This is a genomic window from Microbacterium sp. PM5, from assembly GCF_003293595.1.
Classification (GTDB): domain Bacteria; phylum Actinomycetota; class Actinomycetes; order Actinomycetales; family Microbacteriaceae; genus Microbacterium.
Window position 1 is genome coordinate 2,192,991 of the sequence record NZ_CP022162.1, and the last position, 17,301, is coordinate 2,210,291.

Here is a 17,301-nt window from a genome sequence, read left to right on the forward strand (position 1 = left end):
CCCTACCCGATGAGACTCGGCTGCAGGTCGCGGAGCGTTCGGCGGTGGGTCATCCGGGTCACCCCCACCGCCGCCAGCGCCAGCGCCCCGCCGAGCCACAGCAGCAGCACGCTGATGTCCGTGCCCACGCGGGCGAGGTCACCGCCGTACATCAGCTGGCGCATCGCGTCGACGACGTAGCCCATCGGCAGCACGTGATGCAGCGCCGCCAGCGGTGCCGGCAGCGTCTGCCAGGGGAAGGTGCCTCCCGCCGTCACGAGCTGCAGCACCATCAGCACGAGACCGACGAACTGGCCCACCGAGCCCAGCCAGACGTTCAGCGCCAGGATGATCGCCGCGTAGGTGAAGGAGGCGAGCATCAGGATGCCGAGAGTGCCGAGTGGGTTCGCGAACCGGAAGCCGAGGGCGAACGAGAGCACGCCGAACAGCGCGACCATGCCGACGCTGCCCAGGAGAGCCGGGGTGAGCCAGCCCGCGATGGTGACCCGGACCGGTGAGCGCAGCGCCGTGACGGCTCGGCGCGAGATCGGCTTGACGATGAGGAAGAGGGCGTAGATGCCGATCCAGCCGGCGAGGGCAGCGAAGAACGGCGCGAGCCCGGCACCGTAATCGCCCGCGGAGGTCTGCGCACTCGAGCTCACCGCGACCGGATCGGAGATGGTCTTGGCCTGGGCGTCGCGGGTCGCGGCATCCGTGTCGGGAATCGCCTGCACCCCCGAAGCCAGACCGTCGCGCAGCTGTGACGCGCCGCCGGCGACCTGGCCGGCACCGGACGCGAGGGTCGCTGCGCCGGCCGCGGCCTGGTCGGCGCCGTCGCGGAGCGAGCCGGCGCCGCCGGCGACCTGCGTCGCCCCGGCGGAGACCTGCGCGGCGCCGGCGGCGACCTGCGCTGCCCCGGACGCCAGCTGATCGACCTGTGACACGGCCGCCTGAAGACGGTTGTTGCCGGTCACCGCGGCGTCGCCGATGGGATCCAGCGCGGCGAGCACCCGGTCGATCGTGGCCTGGTCGACGCCGCGGTCGGCCAGCAGCGTCGCGATGTCGGCGCGAGCTTGCGGGAGGGCGGCGACCACCTGCTGCCCCGCGGATGCCGCGCGATCGGCGTACCCGTCGAGCGTCGCCGTCCCCGCCGAGACGCGACGGGCGCCGTCGGCGACCTGCGTGGCGCCCGCGGCGACCTGGTTGGCGCCGTCGGTGAGCGTTCCCGCGCCCTGCGCCAGTGCGGCGGTGCCCTGCGCCAGTGTCGTGCTGCCTCCGGCGACCTGGGCGGCCCCGTCTGCGAGGGTCGTGGCGCCGTCGGACGCCTGCACGAGCTGGGCGCGGATGTCGGCGAGCCCTCCCAACAAGCGCGAAGCCGCCTCCTGGCCGACGAGCTCGGCGACCGAGCGGCGGATCTTCTCGACGGCCTGGGTGCCGATGGTCGATGCGAGGTAGTTGTTGGCGTCGTTGGTCTGCAGGCCGATGGACGCCTGGCGCGGTGCGGAGCCGCCGGAGGAGACGAGGGCCGCGGAGAAGTCCGAGGGGATCGTGACGATGAAGTCGACCGTCCCCTCGTGCAGAGCGGTCGCGGCATCGGCGGCGCTCATCGCGCGCCAGTCGAAGGCGTGGCCGTCGATCAGCTGCTGCGAGACCTGGCTGCCGTACTGCGCCGCATCGCTGCCGGTCCCCGACCCCTCGTCGAGATCGACCAGGGCGACGGGAACCTCGGAGAAGTGCCCGTACGGGTCCTGGTTGGCCCACAGGTACAGCCCGCCGTAGAGGACGGGCACCAGCATGAGGGCGACGAGAGCGATGACCGACATGCGCGTCGCCGTCAGGCGCCGCAGCTCGGCGGCGATCATGGCGGGGATCTTCATCGGTGGCCTCCGGCGAGGGGAGCGGTGGTGCGCAGGCGCACCCGACTGGGCTTGAGGACGCGGGCGCTGGAGGGATGCGGCGCCAGGGATGCCGAGGTGTCGACCAGGGCCGACGCGGCGGCCTCGCCGGCGATGACGAGCACGGCGTAGCCTCGCTCGCCGAACTCCTCGGCGAGCTCCCACCACTGCACGGGGTCGCCCCCGTGGCGGTCGGGGGAGACGAGGACGAGGCCGTCGACCCCGGGGCGCGCAGAGGCGAGTTCGAGAAGGATGCGCAGTCGGTGCGCCGGTGCGAGGTCGGCGATCGGCAGTCGCGCCGACGAACGGAGGTCGTGCTCGTCGAGCCACCGTCGAGCCGACAGGGGGTCGGAGGCGAGGCCTGCGAACATGAGCTCCTCGGCGACGACACCGGCCACCGCGATGTTCGGGGCAGGCTCGCTCACGTCGGGAGCATCGACCAGAGCGACCCGGCGGCGCAGCGCGTTGTGTGCGCGGCGGTCGGTGGCGTCGTCGAGTGCGACGGTGCCGGCGTCGGGGCGCATACGCCCCGACGCGATGAGACCCAGCACGGTGGGGCGCTGTTCGGTCTCGGCGACCGCGAGCGTGGCGCGCCCGCTGCGGTAGGTGAGGCTCGTCGCCCCCAGGGCCTCGCCACGGCGCCCCTTCTGCACCTCATCCAGACGTACGCGCATCACTTCGTCTCCAGCACATCGGGGTGGGCGTTCAGCAGGGCTTCGGACTCCCGCCAGGACAGCCCGGCGATGCTGAGGACGGCCCGCACGGCCAGCGAGGTCGCGATGGGCGACGATGCATCGATGCGGCTGACCGCCGCGCGCGCCGTCTCCTCGATGAGGCGGGCGAGAGTCGGGGCGGCCATGTCGGCGCGAAGGGTGCCGTCGTCCTGGCCGGCGCGGACGACCTGGACGAGGGTGCGCCGCAGGGGGGCGAGTGCGGCGGCGGTCTGCTCGAGGCGGGTGTCGTCGAGCGCGAGCGCGGCGGCCACCTGCACGTGGGCGGCCTCCGCCCACAGGGCCGCCGTCAAGCGTGCGAGAGCGAGCGGGGGATGCGGCTCGTGGAGCGACGAGGCGATCGCATTGAAGCGCTGGGCGCCGGCGGCGATGAGCTCGGTGAGCAGTGCCTGACGGTCGTCGAAGTGTCCGTACAGCGCACGCCGTGACAAACCCGCCGCGCGCGCGATCTGATCGATCGAGGCGGACGGATCGAGCGCCAGGGTGGTCGCGGCCGCCTGCAGGATGCCGGCGCGATTGGCAGCGGCATCCTTTCGGGGGCGTCGAAGGGGTGGGGTGGTGGTCACCCGGTCAGTGTATTAACTTGCACAACGGTGTGCAAGTTTCCTTGGTGGGGAGCGCAGCGACGAGTCGAAACGCGGACGAGTCGGAGCGCAGGCTCAGTCGGCGCCGAAGTCGAACGACGCCGACTCGGATGCCTCGTCGACCGCCTCGGCGAGCTGTTCGCGCGCCTCGTCGAACGGAGCCGCATGCCCGGTGATCTCCGCCGACGCGCCCGACGCGAGCTCGCCCACCAGTTCGGCGGTCGCGCCGCCGATGAGCCCGAGACCCGCGTACTGCTCGAGACGGGCCCGCGAGTCGGCGATGTCGAGGTTGCGCATCGTGAGCTGGCCGATGCGGTCGGTCGGACCGAACGCGGCGTCTCCGACGCGCTCCATCGAGAGCTTCTCCGGCGCGTACGACAGGTTCGGCGACACGGTGTCGAGGATCGTGTAGTCCTCGCCGCGGCGAAGACGCAGGGTGACCGTGCCGCTGATGGCGGAGCCCACCCACCGCTGGATCGACTCGCGCAACATGAACGACTGCGGCTCCAGCCAGCGTCCCTCGTACATGAGGCGGCCGAGCCGGCGACCCTGCTCGTGATAGGTCGCCAGCGTGTCTTCGTTCAGGATGCCGTTGACCAGGCGCTCGTACGCGATGAACAGCAGCGCCATGCCCGGCGCCTCGTAGATGCCGCGGGACTTCGCCTCGATGATGCGGTTCTCGATCTGGTCGCTCATGCCCAGTCCGTGACGGCCGCCGATCGCGTTGGCCTCCTTCACGAGCGCGACGGTGTCGGTGAACTCGGCGCCGTTGATGGCGACGGGACGACCGGCCTCGAAGGTGATCGACACGTCTTCGGTCGCGATCTCGACCGCCGGATCCCAGAAGCGCACGCCCATGATCGGGTCGACGACCTCGAGTGAGACGTCGAGGTGCTCGAGGGTCTTCGCCTCGTGTGTGGCGCCCCAGATGTTGGCATCGGTGGAATAGGCCTTCTCGACCGAATCGCGGTACGGGAAGTCATGGGCGACGAGCCACTCGCTCATCTCCTTGCGACCACCCAGCTCGGTGACGAAATCGGCGTCCAGCCAGGGCTTGTAGATGCGCAGGGCGGGATTGGCGAGCAGGCCGTAGCGGTAGAAGCGCTCGATGTCGTTGCCCTTGTAGGTGGATCCGTCGCCCCAGATGTCGACGCCGTCCTCCTTCATCGCGCGCACGAGCAGCGTGCCGGTGACGGCGCGGCCGATCGGTGTCGTGTTGAAGTAGGTACGGCCGCCGGAGCGGATGTGGAACGCGCCGCACGAGAGGGCGACGAGCCCCTCTTCGACCATCAGCGGCTTGCAGTCGATGAGGCGCGACTTCTCGGCGCCGTACTGCAGCGCGCGACCGGGGATCGATGCGATGTCGTCTTCGTCGTACTGCCCCAGGTCGCCGGTGTACGTGTACGGAACGGCGCCCTTATCGCGCATCCACGCAACCGCAACCGACGTATCGAGCCCCCCGGAGAAGGCGATGCCGACGCGCTCGCCGACGGGCAGGGACTGAAGGACCTTCGACATGGAACCTCAGTCTACTGAGCGGCGGCGGTGCAACCTGCGGAGGTGGCCCCCGCACTCGCGGGGGTCACCGGATTCGCATAGCTGTGCATGTATGCCCTATGGTCGGACCCACGTGCGCCCTCCGATGTGGGATCGGGGCTGCCGACGTGGGGTCGGTGGCAGGGGCGCTCTACCTTGGGGGTAGTTGGCATGCGCGCTGCGCGCTCTTCCGTCGTGTCCGCGAAGCGTCCGTTCGTCGCGGGGCTTCTCGTCGTTCTTCTGGCGCTGGGCGGAGTCGTCGGCGGCATCGCGCCGGCAGCGACCGCCGCCGGTGGTCCCGGCGACTACCTGCAGATCGACAAGAGCGTCGACAAGCCGACGCCGCTTCCGGGTGACACGTTCACGTACACGGTAAAGGTCACGTGTTCGGAGCAGGACTGCTTGGGCGCTCAGCTCACCGATGCCTTCCCCGCTGCGCTCGTGGGCTTCGACATCGAGAGCGTGCGATTCGCTCCCGACACCACCCCGTACGCCGTGACCTGGACCGGGGGAGCGAGCACCCCGCCGGCGAAGGTCGCCGCCGGCACCGCCGTGACGGTCGACATCAAGGAAACGACCGACACCCCCGTCGGCGTCGGTATGTCGGCGGGCACCACCTTCTCGATGCTGGTCAGCCTCCGCGTGCCCGACAACTACCCGCCCGGCCAGAGCGGCGACATCGTCAACACCGCGAGGGTCACGGCGACCAACGCGAACCCCGTCGACAGCTCGGCGACGATCAACATCAACGTTCCCGAGAACATCGCTGTCGGCGTGACGAAGACATGGTCGCCGAACCGTCTGTCGTACGCGCCCGGAGCCGCGTCGGCCATCGCCCTCGGCGTCTCCAACGCCTCGAACGTCAACGTCGACAAGCTCGTCATCCAGGAGCCCAAGACCGCCGTCGACGGAGCGTCCACGCTCGACGCGAGCAACCCCTTCACGATCACCGACTTCACGGGGTTGCAGAACGTCTCGCTGCCGGCGTCGTGCACGTCCGTCCAGGTCGACGCGTATGTCTTCCAGGGCGGTACCTGGACGTGGAAGACGGGCCCGCCCGCCGCCACCCCGACCCTGCCGAACGGCGTCACGAATGCGCAGGTCGGCGGCATCCGCCTCACCTGCGTCGGCACCATCGGGCCCGGTGACACCGTCGCACTGGGGCTCGGCCTCGCCCAGCGCTCCACCCAGCGCGACACCGGAGCCGATCTGTCCACTGCCGAGCACCGCGTCGACAACGTGGCCAACGGCATCGCGGCCGTCGGTACGCGCACGGCCACGAAGGATGCCACGGCCAGCTACACGGTCGCACCCTCGATGCCGACGGTGCAGACCGCGAAGAACATCGCTCCCGGTCAGATCACCGCCGGCCAGAAGGCGTCGTCGACGCTCTCCGCCACCAACGGCGCGGTCCCCGTCAGCGAGCTGCGCGTGGCCGACCTCGACTTCTTCTCTACCGACGTGGCCTTCGGCGGGTTCACCGCCGCGCCCGTGTGGCCGGCCGGCGCCAGCGCGGCGAAGGTCGTCTACCACCTCGCCGCCGGCGGAACCCAGGATGTCTCCTTCGCGAATGGCGCCGTGCCGGCCGCGCCCGGAGGGCCCGTGACCGGCTTCGAGCTCGTCTTCACCGGCTCGCTGATCCAGGCGAACGCGACCGCCAACGCCGCCTTCACGATCGCCACCACCGAGAACGCGACCGGCGCAAAGCCGAGCGTCACGCTGACCAACACCGTCGCCTCGACGGTGACCGCCCCCAACGGTCTGACCGCGAAAGCGACCGACGATGCCACACTGACGGTCATCGACCCGTCGGTCTCCGTCACGATCGACAAGACGGTGCGCCCGGGTGCCCCCGTCGCCCCCGGTGACAGCGTCATCGCCTCCCTGCGCACCGTGGCCTCGGCCACCGGTGACGGAGCCCGCATCAATGACATCGTCGTGGAGGACGCCTGGAACGGCGCGCAGGACGCGTTCTGGAACGCCTTCAGCTTCACCTCCGTCGCGCCCACACAGGTGCCGGCCAACACGACGCTGACCGTGCAGGTGCGTCGTCACGACGGAACGTGGGTGACGCTGGCGACCGCGCCCGCGCAGGCGCAGGCGTTCGTCTTCCAGATGGATGCCGCGGCCACCGCGGCCGCCCTCGCGCCGCTGGCTGCCGCCGACGTGGAAGGCATCCGTTTCACCTTCCACAGCGACGCGGGGTTCGCCGATACCACCAACGTCACGCCGAACCTCGTCTTCGACGCCCGCGCCGATCGTCGCACGGGCGGCGCGACGACTCCCGGCCCCGACAAGCCCACGACCTACACGAACACCGCGGTCTCGAGCGTCACCGGCAAGAGCGACGGCGGCAAGACGCTGATCGACGATGCGACCGACACGGCACCGGGAACGATCCAGACCGAGCAGAACCCGCCGGGCCCCGGACCCGACATCCAGAAGCGGTGGACGCGTGACTTCCTCGATGCCCAGTCCGGGCAGCGTGCCGACACGACGCTGCGCTGGAACGTCTCCTCGGGCTTCGCGCCGGTGACCATCACCGACCCCGCCACCGACGCCGGCACACCGTCGTCGACGGCCTATGACGCGTTCGACCTCGTCTCGGTGGCGGCGATCGCCCCGAGCGCCGACCCGTACAGCAACGGTTGGTACCTCAAGTACGACACCGTGACCGCGGTCGAACTCTTCTTCGACGGCACGTGGCACACCGTCGCCGCGCCCGGTGGCAGCTGGATGACGGCAGGCCGCGGCTTCGTCGGATACACCCTCACCGCGGAGGAGTCGGCGAAGACCACCGGCGTCCGCCTGGTGATCGATGAGACGGCGGCCGACACCGCGGCCCGTCAGGCCGCGCGCCAGACCGGTCCCGCTTTCGATCCGTTCGCGCCCGCCCCGGGCTCGGGAGTCGGCTCCGGCAGCGTGCAGCGAGAGTTCGACCTCACCTGGCAGCTGCGTGACGTCACGCGCTCCTCGGGAACCCCGATCACGGCGGACTCGCTGCTGAACACCTCCACCAAGGGCATCGTCGACAACGCCGTCCAGATCAGCTCGCACCCTCTCGCGGGCGGCGCGGACATCACCGACGGCGACCACGACACGATCCAGATCCTCAACCAGCCGCCGGGAGTGAAGGTCACCAAGTCGGCCACGCCGACGAGCCAGATCTTCACGCCCGTCACCGGCACGCCCGCGCAGAGCTATCCGACGGCGCAGTGGACGATGACCGCGCACAACGACGCCACGGCCAAGGCGAGCGCGTTGCGGATGACCGATCCGGCCACCTGCAGCCAGACCGCACTGGCCGGGTGTCAGTCCGATGTCTCCGCGGCCTTCGCCGACCCGTTCGACACGTCGAAGAACTACCTCACGGACAGCGGCACTCCGACGCCCTTCGATCGCTTCGACGCGACCAAGATCACGATTGCCTCGAGCATTCCTGCCCAGATCGACGCGTCGGGCTCCACGGTATGGCTCCTGCATTACTCCGGCGGCACGTACACGACGACCTCGCACACCATCGCTCAGGTGAACGCGTTCACCGCCGAACAGCTCTCCGACGTCGTGGGCGTCAGCGTCACGTTCCGCGGCGTGAGCGCGGCGAACACGGGCACGATCGACCAGAGCAACGTCTTCACGGTCACGATCGACAGCCGACTGCGACCCACGCTGCGATCCAGCGGCGATGCGCAGGTGCTGCCGGCAGGAAAGACGGTCGACGTCTCGAACCGCGTGTTCGCCCAGTCGTACGACCCGGTGCTGGCGCCGACCACGAAGACGGGTGACGTCGCCGACGCGAAGGTCGTCCTCACCGGCGGTGTCGTCAACATCACCCCGACGAAGTCGGTGAGCGCGGCCTCCATCGCCGAGCCGGCGAAGAGCACGCCCGTCACGGTGACCCTGGGTGCGAACCAGGGATCGAACCCGCGCAGCACCCTCTCTCCGAACGTCGTCGTCGTCGAGGACTTCGCCGACGCGACCGCCTTCTGGAACACGTTCGACCTCGTCGGGCTCGGCGCGGTGACCCTGCCGGCAGGCGCCGACCGCGTGCGGGTGGATGTGCACACCGGGGGACGCTGGATCCAGGGAACCGCCGCGGCCACCGCCGCGCTGCCCACGGGCACCGACGTCACCGCTGTCGACGGCATCCGCTTCACCTTCACGCGCGCCGACGGTGCTCTGTTCTCCAACACGATCCCGGCGGCCAACTGGTCGGCATCGGCGGCCTTCACCGTGAAGGTGCGCGACGCCTACCGCGACGCCAGCGGTCCGGTGAGCTTCGACCACACCGTAACCAACACGCAGTCCTCGCAGTCGACGCGCGTCGACGGCAACGACTCCGCCCTGAAGCAGGCGTCCGCCCAGATCGCGCTCACGCAGGGCACGCACCAGATCGCGGTGAACAAGCTGAGCAACAACGGCGACCGCCTCGTGTCGGTCGGCTCGCCCGTGCCGTTCGATCTCACCTTCCAGAACACCGGCACCGGCTTCCTGACCGTGTCGGAGCTGACCGACACGCTGCCGGTGCAGCTGGACTACCTGACGACACCGGCGCCCGTGTTCACCAAGCAGGCCGACGGCCTCCTGTCGGACAAGGTCACGGTGGGCCTCAGCCCCGACGGTCGCACGGTCACGTTCACGTGGCCGTCGGACGGCAACCGCATGAAGCCCGGTGAAGTGTTCAAGGTGCGGCTGTTCCTCGAGCTGCAGCCCGGACTGTCGCAGGGCGACCGCGCGACCAACACGATGACGGTGAAGACGGCGCAGCAGCTCACCGCGTGCCGCAACACCGTGCCCGGCGGATCGACGACCAGCGCGTTCGCGAACGACCCCACGACGTGCGGCACCACCGACTACGTCGGCGTGGTCGCCGGCTCGAACCTGTACACCGTCAAGGGTGTTTCGGGCGCGCTGCCCGGTGCGTACCAGCCGGGCGCCTCGGATGCGATCTGCCAGCAGAATCTCGTCGTCGGCGACAAGGGCTACTTCCGGTCGCCGTGTGTCGCGAACTCCGAGGTGGGCGGCACGGACGAATGGGTGCTGCACAACGTCAACGCGGGGACCGTCCCGGTCGCCGAGATGACCGTGTTCGACCAGCTGCCGACGCCGGGTGACACGCTGCTCATCTCGGGCACGGGTCGCGGCTCGACGCTGCGCCCCGAGCTCCTGGCGGGCTCGCTCAAGGTCGCCGCTCCGGCCGGCACGACGCAGACCGTCGAGGTCACCACCAGCACGGGAGTGTGCGTCAACACGTGGTCGACGCTCACGACCGCGCCGGTCTGCGAGCAGAACGGTGAGAAGTGGACCGTCGCGTCCGACGGCACCGATTGGTCGAAGGTCACCGGCATCCGCGTGCACCTCGACTTCCGCACGACGCCGGCCAAGGCGCTCACGCCGGGTCAGGCTGCCGACGTCACGTTCTCCACCGTGAACAAGCCGGCCGCCGCTGACCGTCCCGACGGCGCGTCGACGAGCGTCCCCGCGAGCGATCAGTTCGCCTGGAACCAGTACGGCGTCAAGTACGAGCTGACCACCGAGAGCACGTTCCGCAAGATCGCTCCGGCCGTCGTCGGCAGCCACCTGCGCTTCGGCTCGATCGCGGTCACCAAGAAGATCACGGGACCGGCGGCGCAGTACGCGCCGACGAGCTTCCTCGCCGATGTCGTCTGCTCCGCCGGCGGGTCACCGCTCGACCTCGGAGCGGCGTCGACCGTCACCCTCAGTGCGGCCAACGACTACACGGCGCGCATCGACGGCATCCCGCTCAGCGCCGAGGGCACGACGTGCACCGTCACCGAACAGGGCGCCGTCGGCGCGTTCGGTGAGACCTCCCGCAGCGGATCGCCCACGACGATCGCCGTTACCGAGCCGGCCCCGCAGGACGGTGATGCGGGCGACGTGCCCGCGCTGCAGGTCGCGACGCTGACGAACGACTACCAGTACAGCGGCCTGTCGGTCACGAAGCAGGTGCAGACCGAGGCGACGGCCGGCGAGTTCGGACCGTTCACTTTCTCGCTGACGTGCACGAGTGCGACGGGAATGCCGGTGGCGTTCGACGATCAGGGTTCCCACAAGCTCACCTTCACGCTCGAGGCGGGCCAGACCTGGACCGCTCCGGCCGACCGCATCCCCGCCCGGGCACGCTGCACGGTGACCGAGACGGACTCGTTCTTCGCGAACCACATCGTGTTCACGGGCACGAACGTCGTCGACGCCGGTGACGGCTCGGCCACGGTCACGCCCGGGGTGGAGGCCGCCGCGGTCACCGTGACCAACGGGTACGACGCGGGTCGACTCACGGTCGGCAAGGTCGTGACCGGTGCGGGCGCCGACCTCTACGGCACGGGTTCGTTCGACTTCTCCGCCGTCTGCACGTACCAGGGTCAGAGCCTGCTCGACCAGCGCTTCTCGCTGCGCCACGGCGACACCGAGACGTTCGGTGTGTACCCGACCGGCACCGTGTGCGACGTGAAGGAGCTGACGACGGGGGGTGCGACCGCGGCGACGCTCGACCCGGCCGACGGCCAGGTCACGATCGTGGCGCCGACCGACCCGGTCGCGATCGGCGACGTCAAGGTCACGGCCACCAACCGCTTCGACCTCGCCTCGTTCGACGTGGTCAAGGAGCGCCAGGGCAACATGCTCAATCCCGGTGCGGCGGGACCGTTCACGGTCAGCGCGGTCTGCACGTACGTCGTGGACGGCACCGTCACCGACATCGCGGTGCCCGGGGGAGCGGAGCGCCAGCTCGCCGCCGCGAACGACTACCGGGCGGCCTACACCGACCTTCCCGTCGGCGCGACGTGTGAGGTCACCGAGACCGTCACCGGTCACGCGGCCTCCACGAGCATCACGGTGGACGACGCCGACCCCGTGACCGGGACGAGCGCGACGATCGACCTTCACGGGGGCGACGAGCCGCAGCTCATGACCATCGCCAACACCTTCACCGCCGGTCAGATCTCGGTGACGAAGACGGTCAGCGGCACCGCGGCATCCGCCCACACCGGCGACACCTTCGGTGTGACGCTCGTGTGCACCTGGTACGGCGAGAACCTGCCGATCCCGGGCGGCGCCGTCCGCGATCTCACCGTGGGAACGCCCGTCGTCTACACCGATCTGCCGACGGATGCCGCGTGCGTGCTCACCGAGACGCGCACCGGCGAGGCGAAGCAGGTCACCATGACCGTCGACGGCGGCCACTCCGCCAATCCGGCGAGCGTCGTCATCACCGCCGACAGGACGATCGCGGTCGGCGTCGACAACCGCTTCGACAAGCCGTTGCCGGCCACCGGTGGCAGCTCGGCGCTCGTGCTCGGGGTGTCCGGCTTCGGGATCGCAGGTCTGATCGTCGGCATCGTGCTGTTGACGCGCCGCCGCCGTCGCGAGATCTGACGGATGCGCTGAGCGGACGGGCGAGGTGACCCTCGCCCGTCCGCTCAGCGGTGTCGGAGCGCAGGACGGGCCGCTCGATAGGATGGGGTGTACCGGCATTCCCGGTGCAACCGTCCGATATGCGCCAGAAGGCCGAAAACGGGGGAGCAGTCCATGCCAGGAATCGTGATCGTCGGCGTCCAGTGGGGAGACGAGGGCAAGGGCAAGGCCACCGATCTGCTCGGTGAGCGCACCGACTGGGTCGTCAAGTTCAACGGCGGCAACAACGCCGGTCACACCGTCGTCATCGGCGATGAGAAGTATGCACTGCACCTCTTGCCCTCCGGCATCCTGTCCCCCGGCGTCAACGCCGTCATCGGCAACGGCGTCGTCGTCGACCTCGAAGTGCTCTTCGCCGAGCTCGAGGCGCTCAACGCCCGCGGCCTCGACACGTCGCGCTTGAAGATCAGCGCGAACGCGCATGTCATCACCCAGTACCACCGCACGCTCGACAAGGTCACCGAGCGCTTCCTCGGCAAGCGCATGATCGGCACGACCGGTCGCGGCATCGGCCCGACGTACGCGGACAAGATCAACCGCGTCGGCATCCGCATCCAGGACCTCTTCGACGAGAACATCCTCCGCCAGAAGGTCGAAGGCGCGCTCGATCAGAAGAATCACCTGTTGGTGAAGGTCTTCAACCGCCGCGCGATCACCGTCGACGAGGTCGTCGACGATCTGCTCTCCTACGTCGAGCGCCTGCGCCCGATGGTCTGCGACACGGGGCTGCTGCTCAGCCGTGCCCTGGATGCCGGCGACGTCGTCGTCTTCGAGGGCGGCCAGGCCACCATGCTCGACGTGGACCACGGTACCTACCCGTTCGTGACCTCCTCCTCTGCCACCGCCGGTGGTGCGTCGACCGGGTCGGGGGTCGGTCCCAACCGCCTCGATCGCATCGTCGGCATCGTCAAGGCCTATACGACGCGCGTCGGTTCCGGACCCTTCCCGACCGAGCTGTTCGACGACAAGGGCGAGTGGCTCCGCAAGCGCGGCTTCGAGTTCGGCACGACGACGGGTCGGCCCCGCCGCGTGGGCTGGTACGACGCGCCGATCACGCGCTACGCGACCCGCATCAACGGCATCACCGACCTCGTGCTCACCAAGCTCGACATCCTCACCGGGCTCGAGCAGATCCCCGTGTGCGTCGCGTACGACGTCGACGGCGAGCGGTTCGACGAGGTGCCGGTCAACCAGAGCGACTTCCACCACGCGACACCGATCTTCGAGTACTTCCCGGGCTGGCAGGACGACATCTCCGGCGCGCGGAGCTTCGAGGACCTGCCCGTCGCGGCGCAGGAGTACGTGCTCGCTCTGGAAGCGATGAGCGGCACGCGCATCTCGGTGATCGGTGTGGGTCCCGCCCGGGACGCGGTCATCGTGCGCCACGATCTCGTCGACTGAGGTGCGCTTCTTCCTCGGCGGGTATTCCGCCGACATGGGCGGTCGCGCGGAGGGCATCGGCACGCTCCTGGCTGGAGACCCCGATGATGGATCGGCCGGGGGAGAGCTCGCCCGGCGCGCGGAGGTCGCCGTCGGTGCCGAGTCGCCGTCATGGATCGCGTGGCATCCGACGCGTGCGGTCGTCTACGCCGCGCTGGAGGGGCGCGGCGTCGTGCAGGCATATCGCCGCACCGGCGAGGAGGGCTTCATCGCCCTCGGCGCTCCCGTGGAGGCCGGCGATGCCGTCTGCCATCTCGCCGTCGCCCCCGCCGGCGACGCATTGATCGCGGCCTGCTGGGGTGATGGGCGCCTCGTGCGCATGTCGCTGGATGCCGAGGGACGCCCGTCCCAGCCGAGCGTGCTCGCCGCCGCGTCCGACCCGTATGCCCTGGTCGGCATATCGCAGGAGCCGCGGCCGTCGCGCGCGCACCACGTGCGGTTCCTGCCGCGCGACACGATGGCGACGACCGATCTCGGGCTCGATCTCGTGCGTTTCTGGCGGGGCACGGGGGAGCAGGGCTCGCGCGACGTCGCGCTTCCGCGGCAGACCGGGCCGCGCCACAGTCGATGGCATCCGTCGGAGCACCTCTTCGTGGTGACCGAGCTGTCGAACGAGCTCTATGCGCTGGCGCCCGACGCGAGCGGGCAGTGGCGCGTCGCCGCCGGCGTGGCGTTGTCGCCGGGCACGCTCGCCGGAGACGCCGCGGCCGAGCTCGCCTTCTCGCGTGACGGCCGCTTCGTCTACGCGGGGCTGCGCGGTTCGAACACGATCGCCGTCGTGGAGGTGCGCGGTGACGGGGCGCAGCTGCGTCCCGTCGCGCTCGTCGACGCGGGCGTGGAGGGGCCGCGGCATCACGTCGTCGTGCGCGACACCCTCCTCGTCGCCGGTCAGCACTCCGACGAGATCGCCGCGCTCACGCTGAACGAGCGCACCGGGGTGCCGGGGCGAGCGCGACGCCGTGTCGACGCCCCCTCGCCGACCTGTCTGCTCCCGGCATCCTGAGGCGTGGGGCTCAGACGGCGAACAGTTCGCTGCGGGGAGTGTCGATCAGTGCCGTGATGGGCATCAGCGCCGATCCGAGCGCGACCGTGTCGCCGCCGAAGGACGCCGGGACGATCTCGAACTGGGTGCCCAGGCGCGTCAGGCAGTTGCGCCGCACCGCATCGGCGATCCGTGCGGATCCGTGCTCCATCAAGCGCATCCCGACCCATCCGCCGACGACGATGCGTTCGGGGTTGGTCAGGTTGACGACGCTTCCCAGCGCCGCGCCGAGCGCCTCCACAACCCCGTCGACGACGGCGCGCGCGTCCGTGTCGCTGTCCGCCGCGGCCAGCAGCGCGCCGATCGCCTGCCACCCCGAGCCCTCGAAGGAGCCGCCGCGGATCTGCCATTCGGCGAGGATCGCGTCGGCGCCGAGGTAGGCCTCGACGCAGCCGTTCTGTCCGCACCGGCAGCGCGCGCCGCCGACCACGATCTTCGTGTGACCCCACTCGCCGGCGCTGCTGAACGCGCCGTGCGCGAGGGCTCCGTCGCTGATCACGCCGAGTCCGACGCCGCGACCGAGGAGGGCCACGACGGCATGGTCGATTCCGCGTGCGGCGCCGTACCAGAGCTCGGCCCGCGCCTGCGTCTTGGCACCGTTCTCCGCGAAGACGGGCAGATCCGCGTCCAGGTCGCGCGGGATCGGCCACGGCTCCCAACCGAGACTCTGGGCGTAGAGCACCTGGGCACCGTCGGGTCCGGTCTCGACCACACCCGGAAGCCCGAGCCCGATGCCGAGGACACGCGGCCACCGCTCCTGATTGCGCATGCGCAACGCGGCGATGGCTTCGACGAGATCGCGGTGGATGTCCGGCGGGGTCTCGTCGTGGCCTCCGCCGCGGAACTCGCGGTCGACCATCGTCAACGACAGGTCGAAGAGCTCGACGGCGACGCCGCGCTCGCCGACATCGACGCCGATCGCGTAGGCACCTTCGGCGCGGGGCGCGATGAGTGAGATCGGTCGTCCGCCGCGCGAGGAGACCGAGCCGACCTCGGCCAGCAACCCGTCATCGATGAGCTCGGAGGTGATGTTCGCGGCGGATGCCGCAGAGAATCCGCAACGCCGCGCGAGATCGGCCCGGGTCGTCTCGCCCTGCTGCAGCACGAAGCGCAGAGCGGCCGCACGATTCTGCTGACGCAGCGTCGTGACGGTCGCGGAGGCGGGCGCCGCGGAGGCGGCGCCCCGCGCCTGTGCACTCATGGTTCGACGATAGCCCGTCACATGCTCACCTCGAGCCGTCGCACCCGCACGCGCTCCGAGGCGCTGAGTCGGAGGCTGCCCTCGTGCCAGTCCGCCGTCACGGCGTGGGATCGGTCGGCGTCGACCCGCCAGGATGCCGGGCGGGACGAGAACGCGAACGCGAGGCGGTCTCCGGGGGTGATCTCCACGGGAACGTACTCGGCGGCAGCGTAGGCCGCCCCCGCCGTGTGATGCCAGAGGCCCTCTGGCAGCGGGGCGGCCACCTGCTCGGAGATCGAGGTCTCCGCCTCGCCGCCCACCCCGGCCCACGCCGGCAGCTGCAGAGCGGGGCGCGCGAACAGTGCATCGAGAACGGCCGTGCGCACGTCGCAGCGCTCGACGGCGACGGCCGCCAGGAACTCCCGCAGAATCCGCCACGCGTGGTCGGGGTCGAGCTGCGCCGTCGGGTCGGCGATCAGCTCCCAGCCTTCGGGGGTGCGCGCGGACAGCGGCGAGGTGAGAGTGTCGAGCTTCTTCCAGGGCCAGAAGTTCCATCCGATCCCGTGGCGCTCGTAGAGGCGCGTCGCCGCGTAGATCCACCCGGGCGTGTTCTCGCCGCCTTCGCCCATGTAGATCGGCAGTCCCGCGTCGCGCCGCAGCTGGAGGAAGTCGGCGATGCTCGTCTCGTCGGGGGCGCACCAGTAGCGGTGGAACTGCACGGCCTGGTTCTCGTCGAAGCGCACCCGCACCGGGTCGGGGTTGGTCGCCCAGTGGCTGCCTTCGTACATGAGCAGGTGATTCGGGTCGATCTCGCGGATCGCCGCGGTCAGCTCGCGGTAGAGATCGACGAGCTCGTCCTGGTAGCGGTGCTGCCACTCGTTCGGCAGCGGTTCGTTGAGGAGGTCGTAGCCGAGCACGGTCTCGCTGTCGCGGAAGCGACGGGCGATCTCGCGCCATAGCGCCACCGTCTGCGCGCGGTAGTGCTCCGCCATGAACAGCTCCGGGATGCCGCGCGGCGAATCGTCGATGTTCGTTCCGGTCTGCCCGCCGGGAGCGCCGTGCAGATCGATCAGTACCCGCAGACCGTGGCGCTCCGCCCACTCGACCGCCCGGGCGATCAGTGCGAAGCCGTCCTCTTGGAAGCTCCCGTCATCGGCGATCACGCCGCGCGCATTGAGAGGTAAGCGGACGTGATCGAACCCCAGCTGCGCGATGAGCGCGAAGTCCCTCTCGGTGACGAACTCGTCCCGGAACCGGCGCCAGAACTCGGCCGCCCGCGCGGTGCCGACCAGCTCGGCGATCCGCGCTTCGATCTGGCGCGGAGAGGCCAGCTCGTCGCCGAAAAGCCACATGTACCCTTCCGCGAGCAGCCAATTGCCGAGTCCCACGCCGCGAAGGAGCAGCGGTCCCTCGTCGTCGACGAGCTCTGTGCCGACGGCGCGGACGAAACCGCGGGGGCGACGGGGTGGTGTCATGGTGT

The 17,301-nt window shown here is 70.2% G+C and carries 9 protein-coding genes; 3 read left to right on the plus strand and 6 right to left on the minus strand.

Features of this window, described 5'->3' with window-relative positions:
- Nucleotides 1-2 precede the first annotated feature (2 nt).
- From CEP17_RS10650 to argG, 4 genes are all read right to left on the minus strand, one after another.
- Nucleotides 3-1,856, minus strand: a complete 1,854-nt coding sequence (locus CEP17_RS10650) for a YhgE/Pip family protein (protein WP_112932211.1) — start codon at nucleotides 1,854-1,856, stop codon at nucleotides 3-5.
- Nucleotides 1,853-2,548 (minus strand): hypothetical protein, encoded by a 696-nt coding sequence (locus CEP17_RS10655; protein WP_112932212.1) that lies wholly within the window; start codon nucleotides 2,546-2,548, stop codon nucleotides 1,853-1,855. The genes CEP17_RS10650 and CEP17_RS10655 overlap by 4 nt, the downstream gene beginning before the upstream one ends.
- Nucleotides 2,548-3,171, minus strand: a complete 624-nt coding sequence (locus CEP17_RS10660) for a TetR/AcrR family transcriptional regulator (protein ID WP_112932213.1) — start codon at nucleotides 3,169-3,171, stop codon at nucleotides 2,548-2,550. The genes CEP17_RS10655 and CEP17_RS10660 overlap by 1 nt, the downstream gene beginning before the upstream one ends.
- A 93-nt stretch (nucleotides 3,172-3,264) precedes the next feature.
- Nucleotides 3,265-4,707 (minus strand): argininosuccinate synthase, encoded by a 1,443-nt coding sequence (gene argG, locus CEP17_RS10665; RefSeq protein ID WP_112932214.1) that lies wholly within the window; start codon nucleotides 4,705-4,707, stop codon nucleotides 3,265-3,267.
- Between the two features lie 189 nt (nucleotides 4,708-4,896).
- Here argG and CEP17_RS10670 point away from each other — a divergent pair, with 189 nt between their 5' ends.
- From CEP17_RS10670 to CEP17_RS10680, 3 genes are all read left to right on the plus strand, one after another.
- Nucleotides 4,897-12,120 (plus strand): DUF5979 domain-containing protein, encoded by a 7,224-nt coding sequence (locus CEP17_RS10670; RefSeq protein ID WP_162722437.1) that lies wholly within the window; start codon nucleotides 4,897-4,899, stop codon nucleotides 12,118-12,120.
- Between the two features lie 153 nt (nucleotides 12,121-12,273).
- Complete coding sequence (locus tag CEP17_RS10675) at nucleotides 12,274-13,560, plus strand: adenylosuccinate synthase (protein ID WP_036286848.1); 1,287 nt, start codon at nucleotides 12,274-12,276, stop codon at nucleotides 13,558-13,560.
- A 1-nt stretch (nucleotide 13,561) separates the two neighbouring features.
- Nucleotides 13,562-14,602: a beta-propeller fold lactonase family protein gene (locus tag CEP17_RS10680; RefSeq protein ID WP_112932216.1), complete on the plus strand. Its 1,041-nt coding sequence runs from the start codon at nucleotides 13,562-13,564 to the stop codon at nucleotides 14,600-14,602.
- Nucleotides 14,603-14,612: 10 nt separating this feature from the next.
- Here the strand turns inward: CEP17_RS10680 and CEP17_RS10685 are convergent, their stop codons facing one another.
- Nucleotides 14,613-15,842: an ROK family transcriptional regulator gene (locus CEP17_RS10685; RefSeq protein WP_112932217.1), complete on the minus strand. Its 1,230-nt coding sequence runs from the start codon at nucleotides 15,840-15,842 to the stop codon at nucleotides 14,613-14,615.
- A 17-nt stretch (nucleotides 15,843-15,859) separates the two neighbouring features.
- Nucleotides 15,860-17,296: a cellulase family glycosylhydrolase gene (locus CEP17_RS10690; RefSeq protein WP_112932218.1), complete on the minus strand. Its 1,437-nt coding sequence runs from the start codon at nucleotides 17,294-17,296 to the stop codon at nucleotides 15,860-15,862.
- Nucleotides 17,297-17,301: the final 5 nt, after the last annotated feature.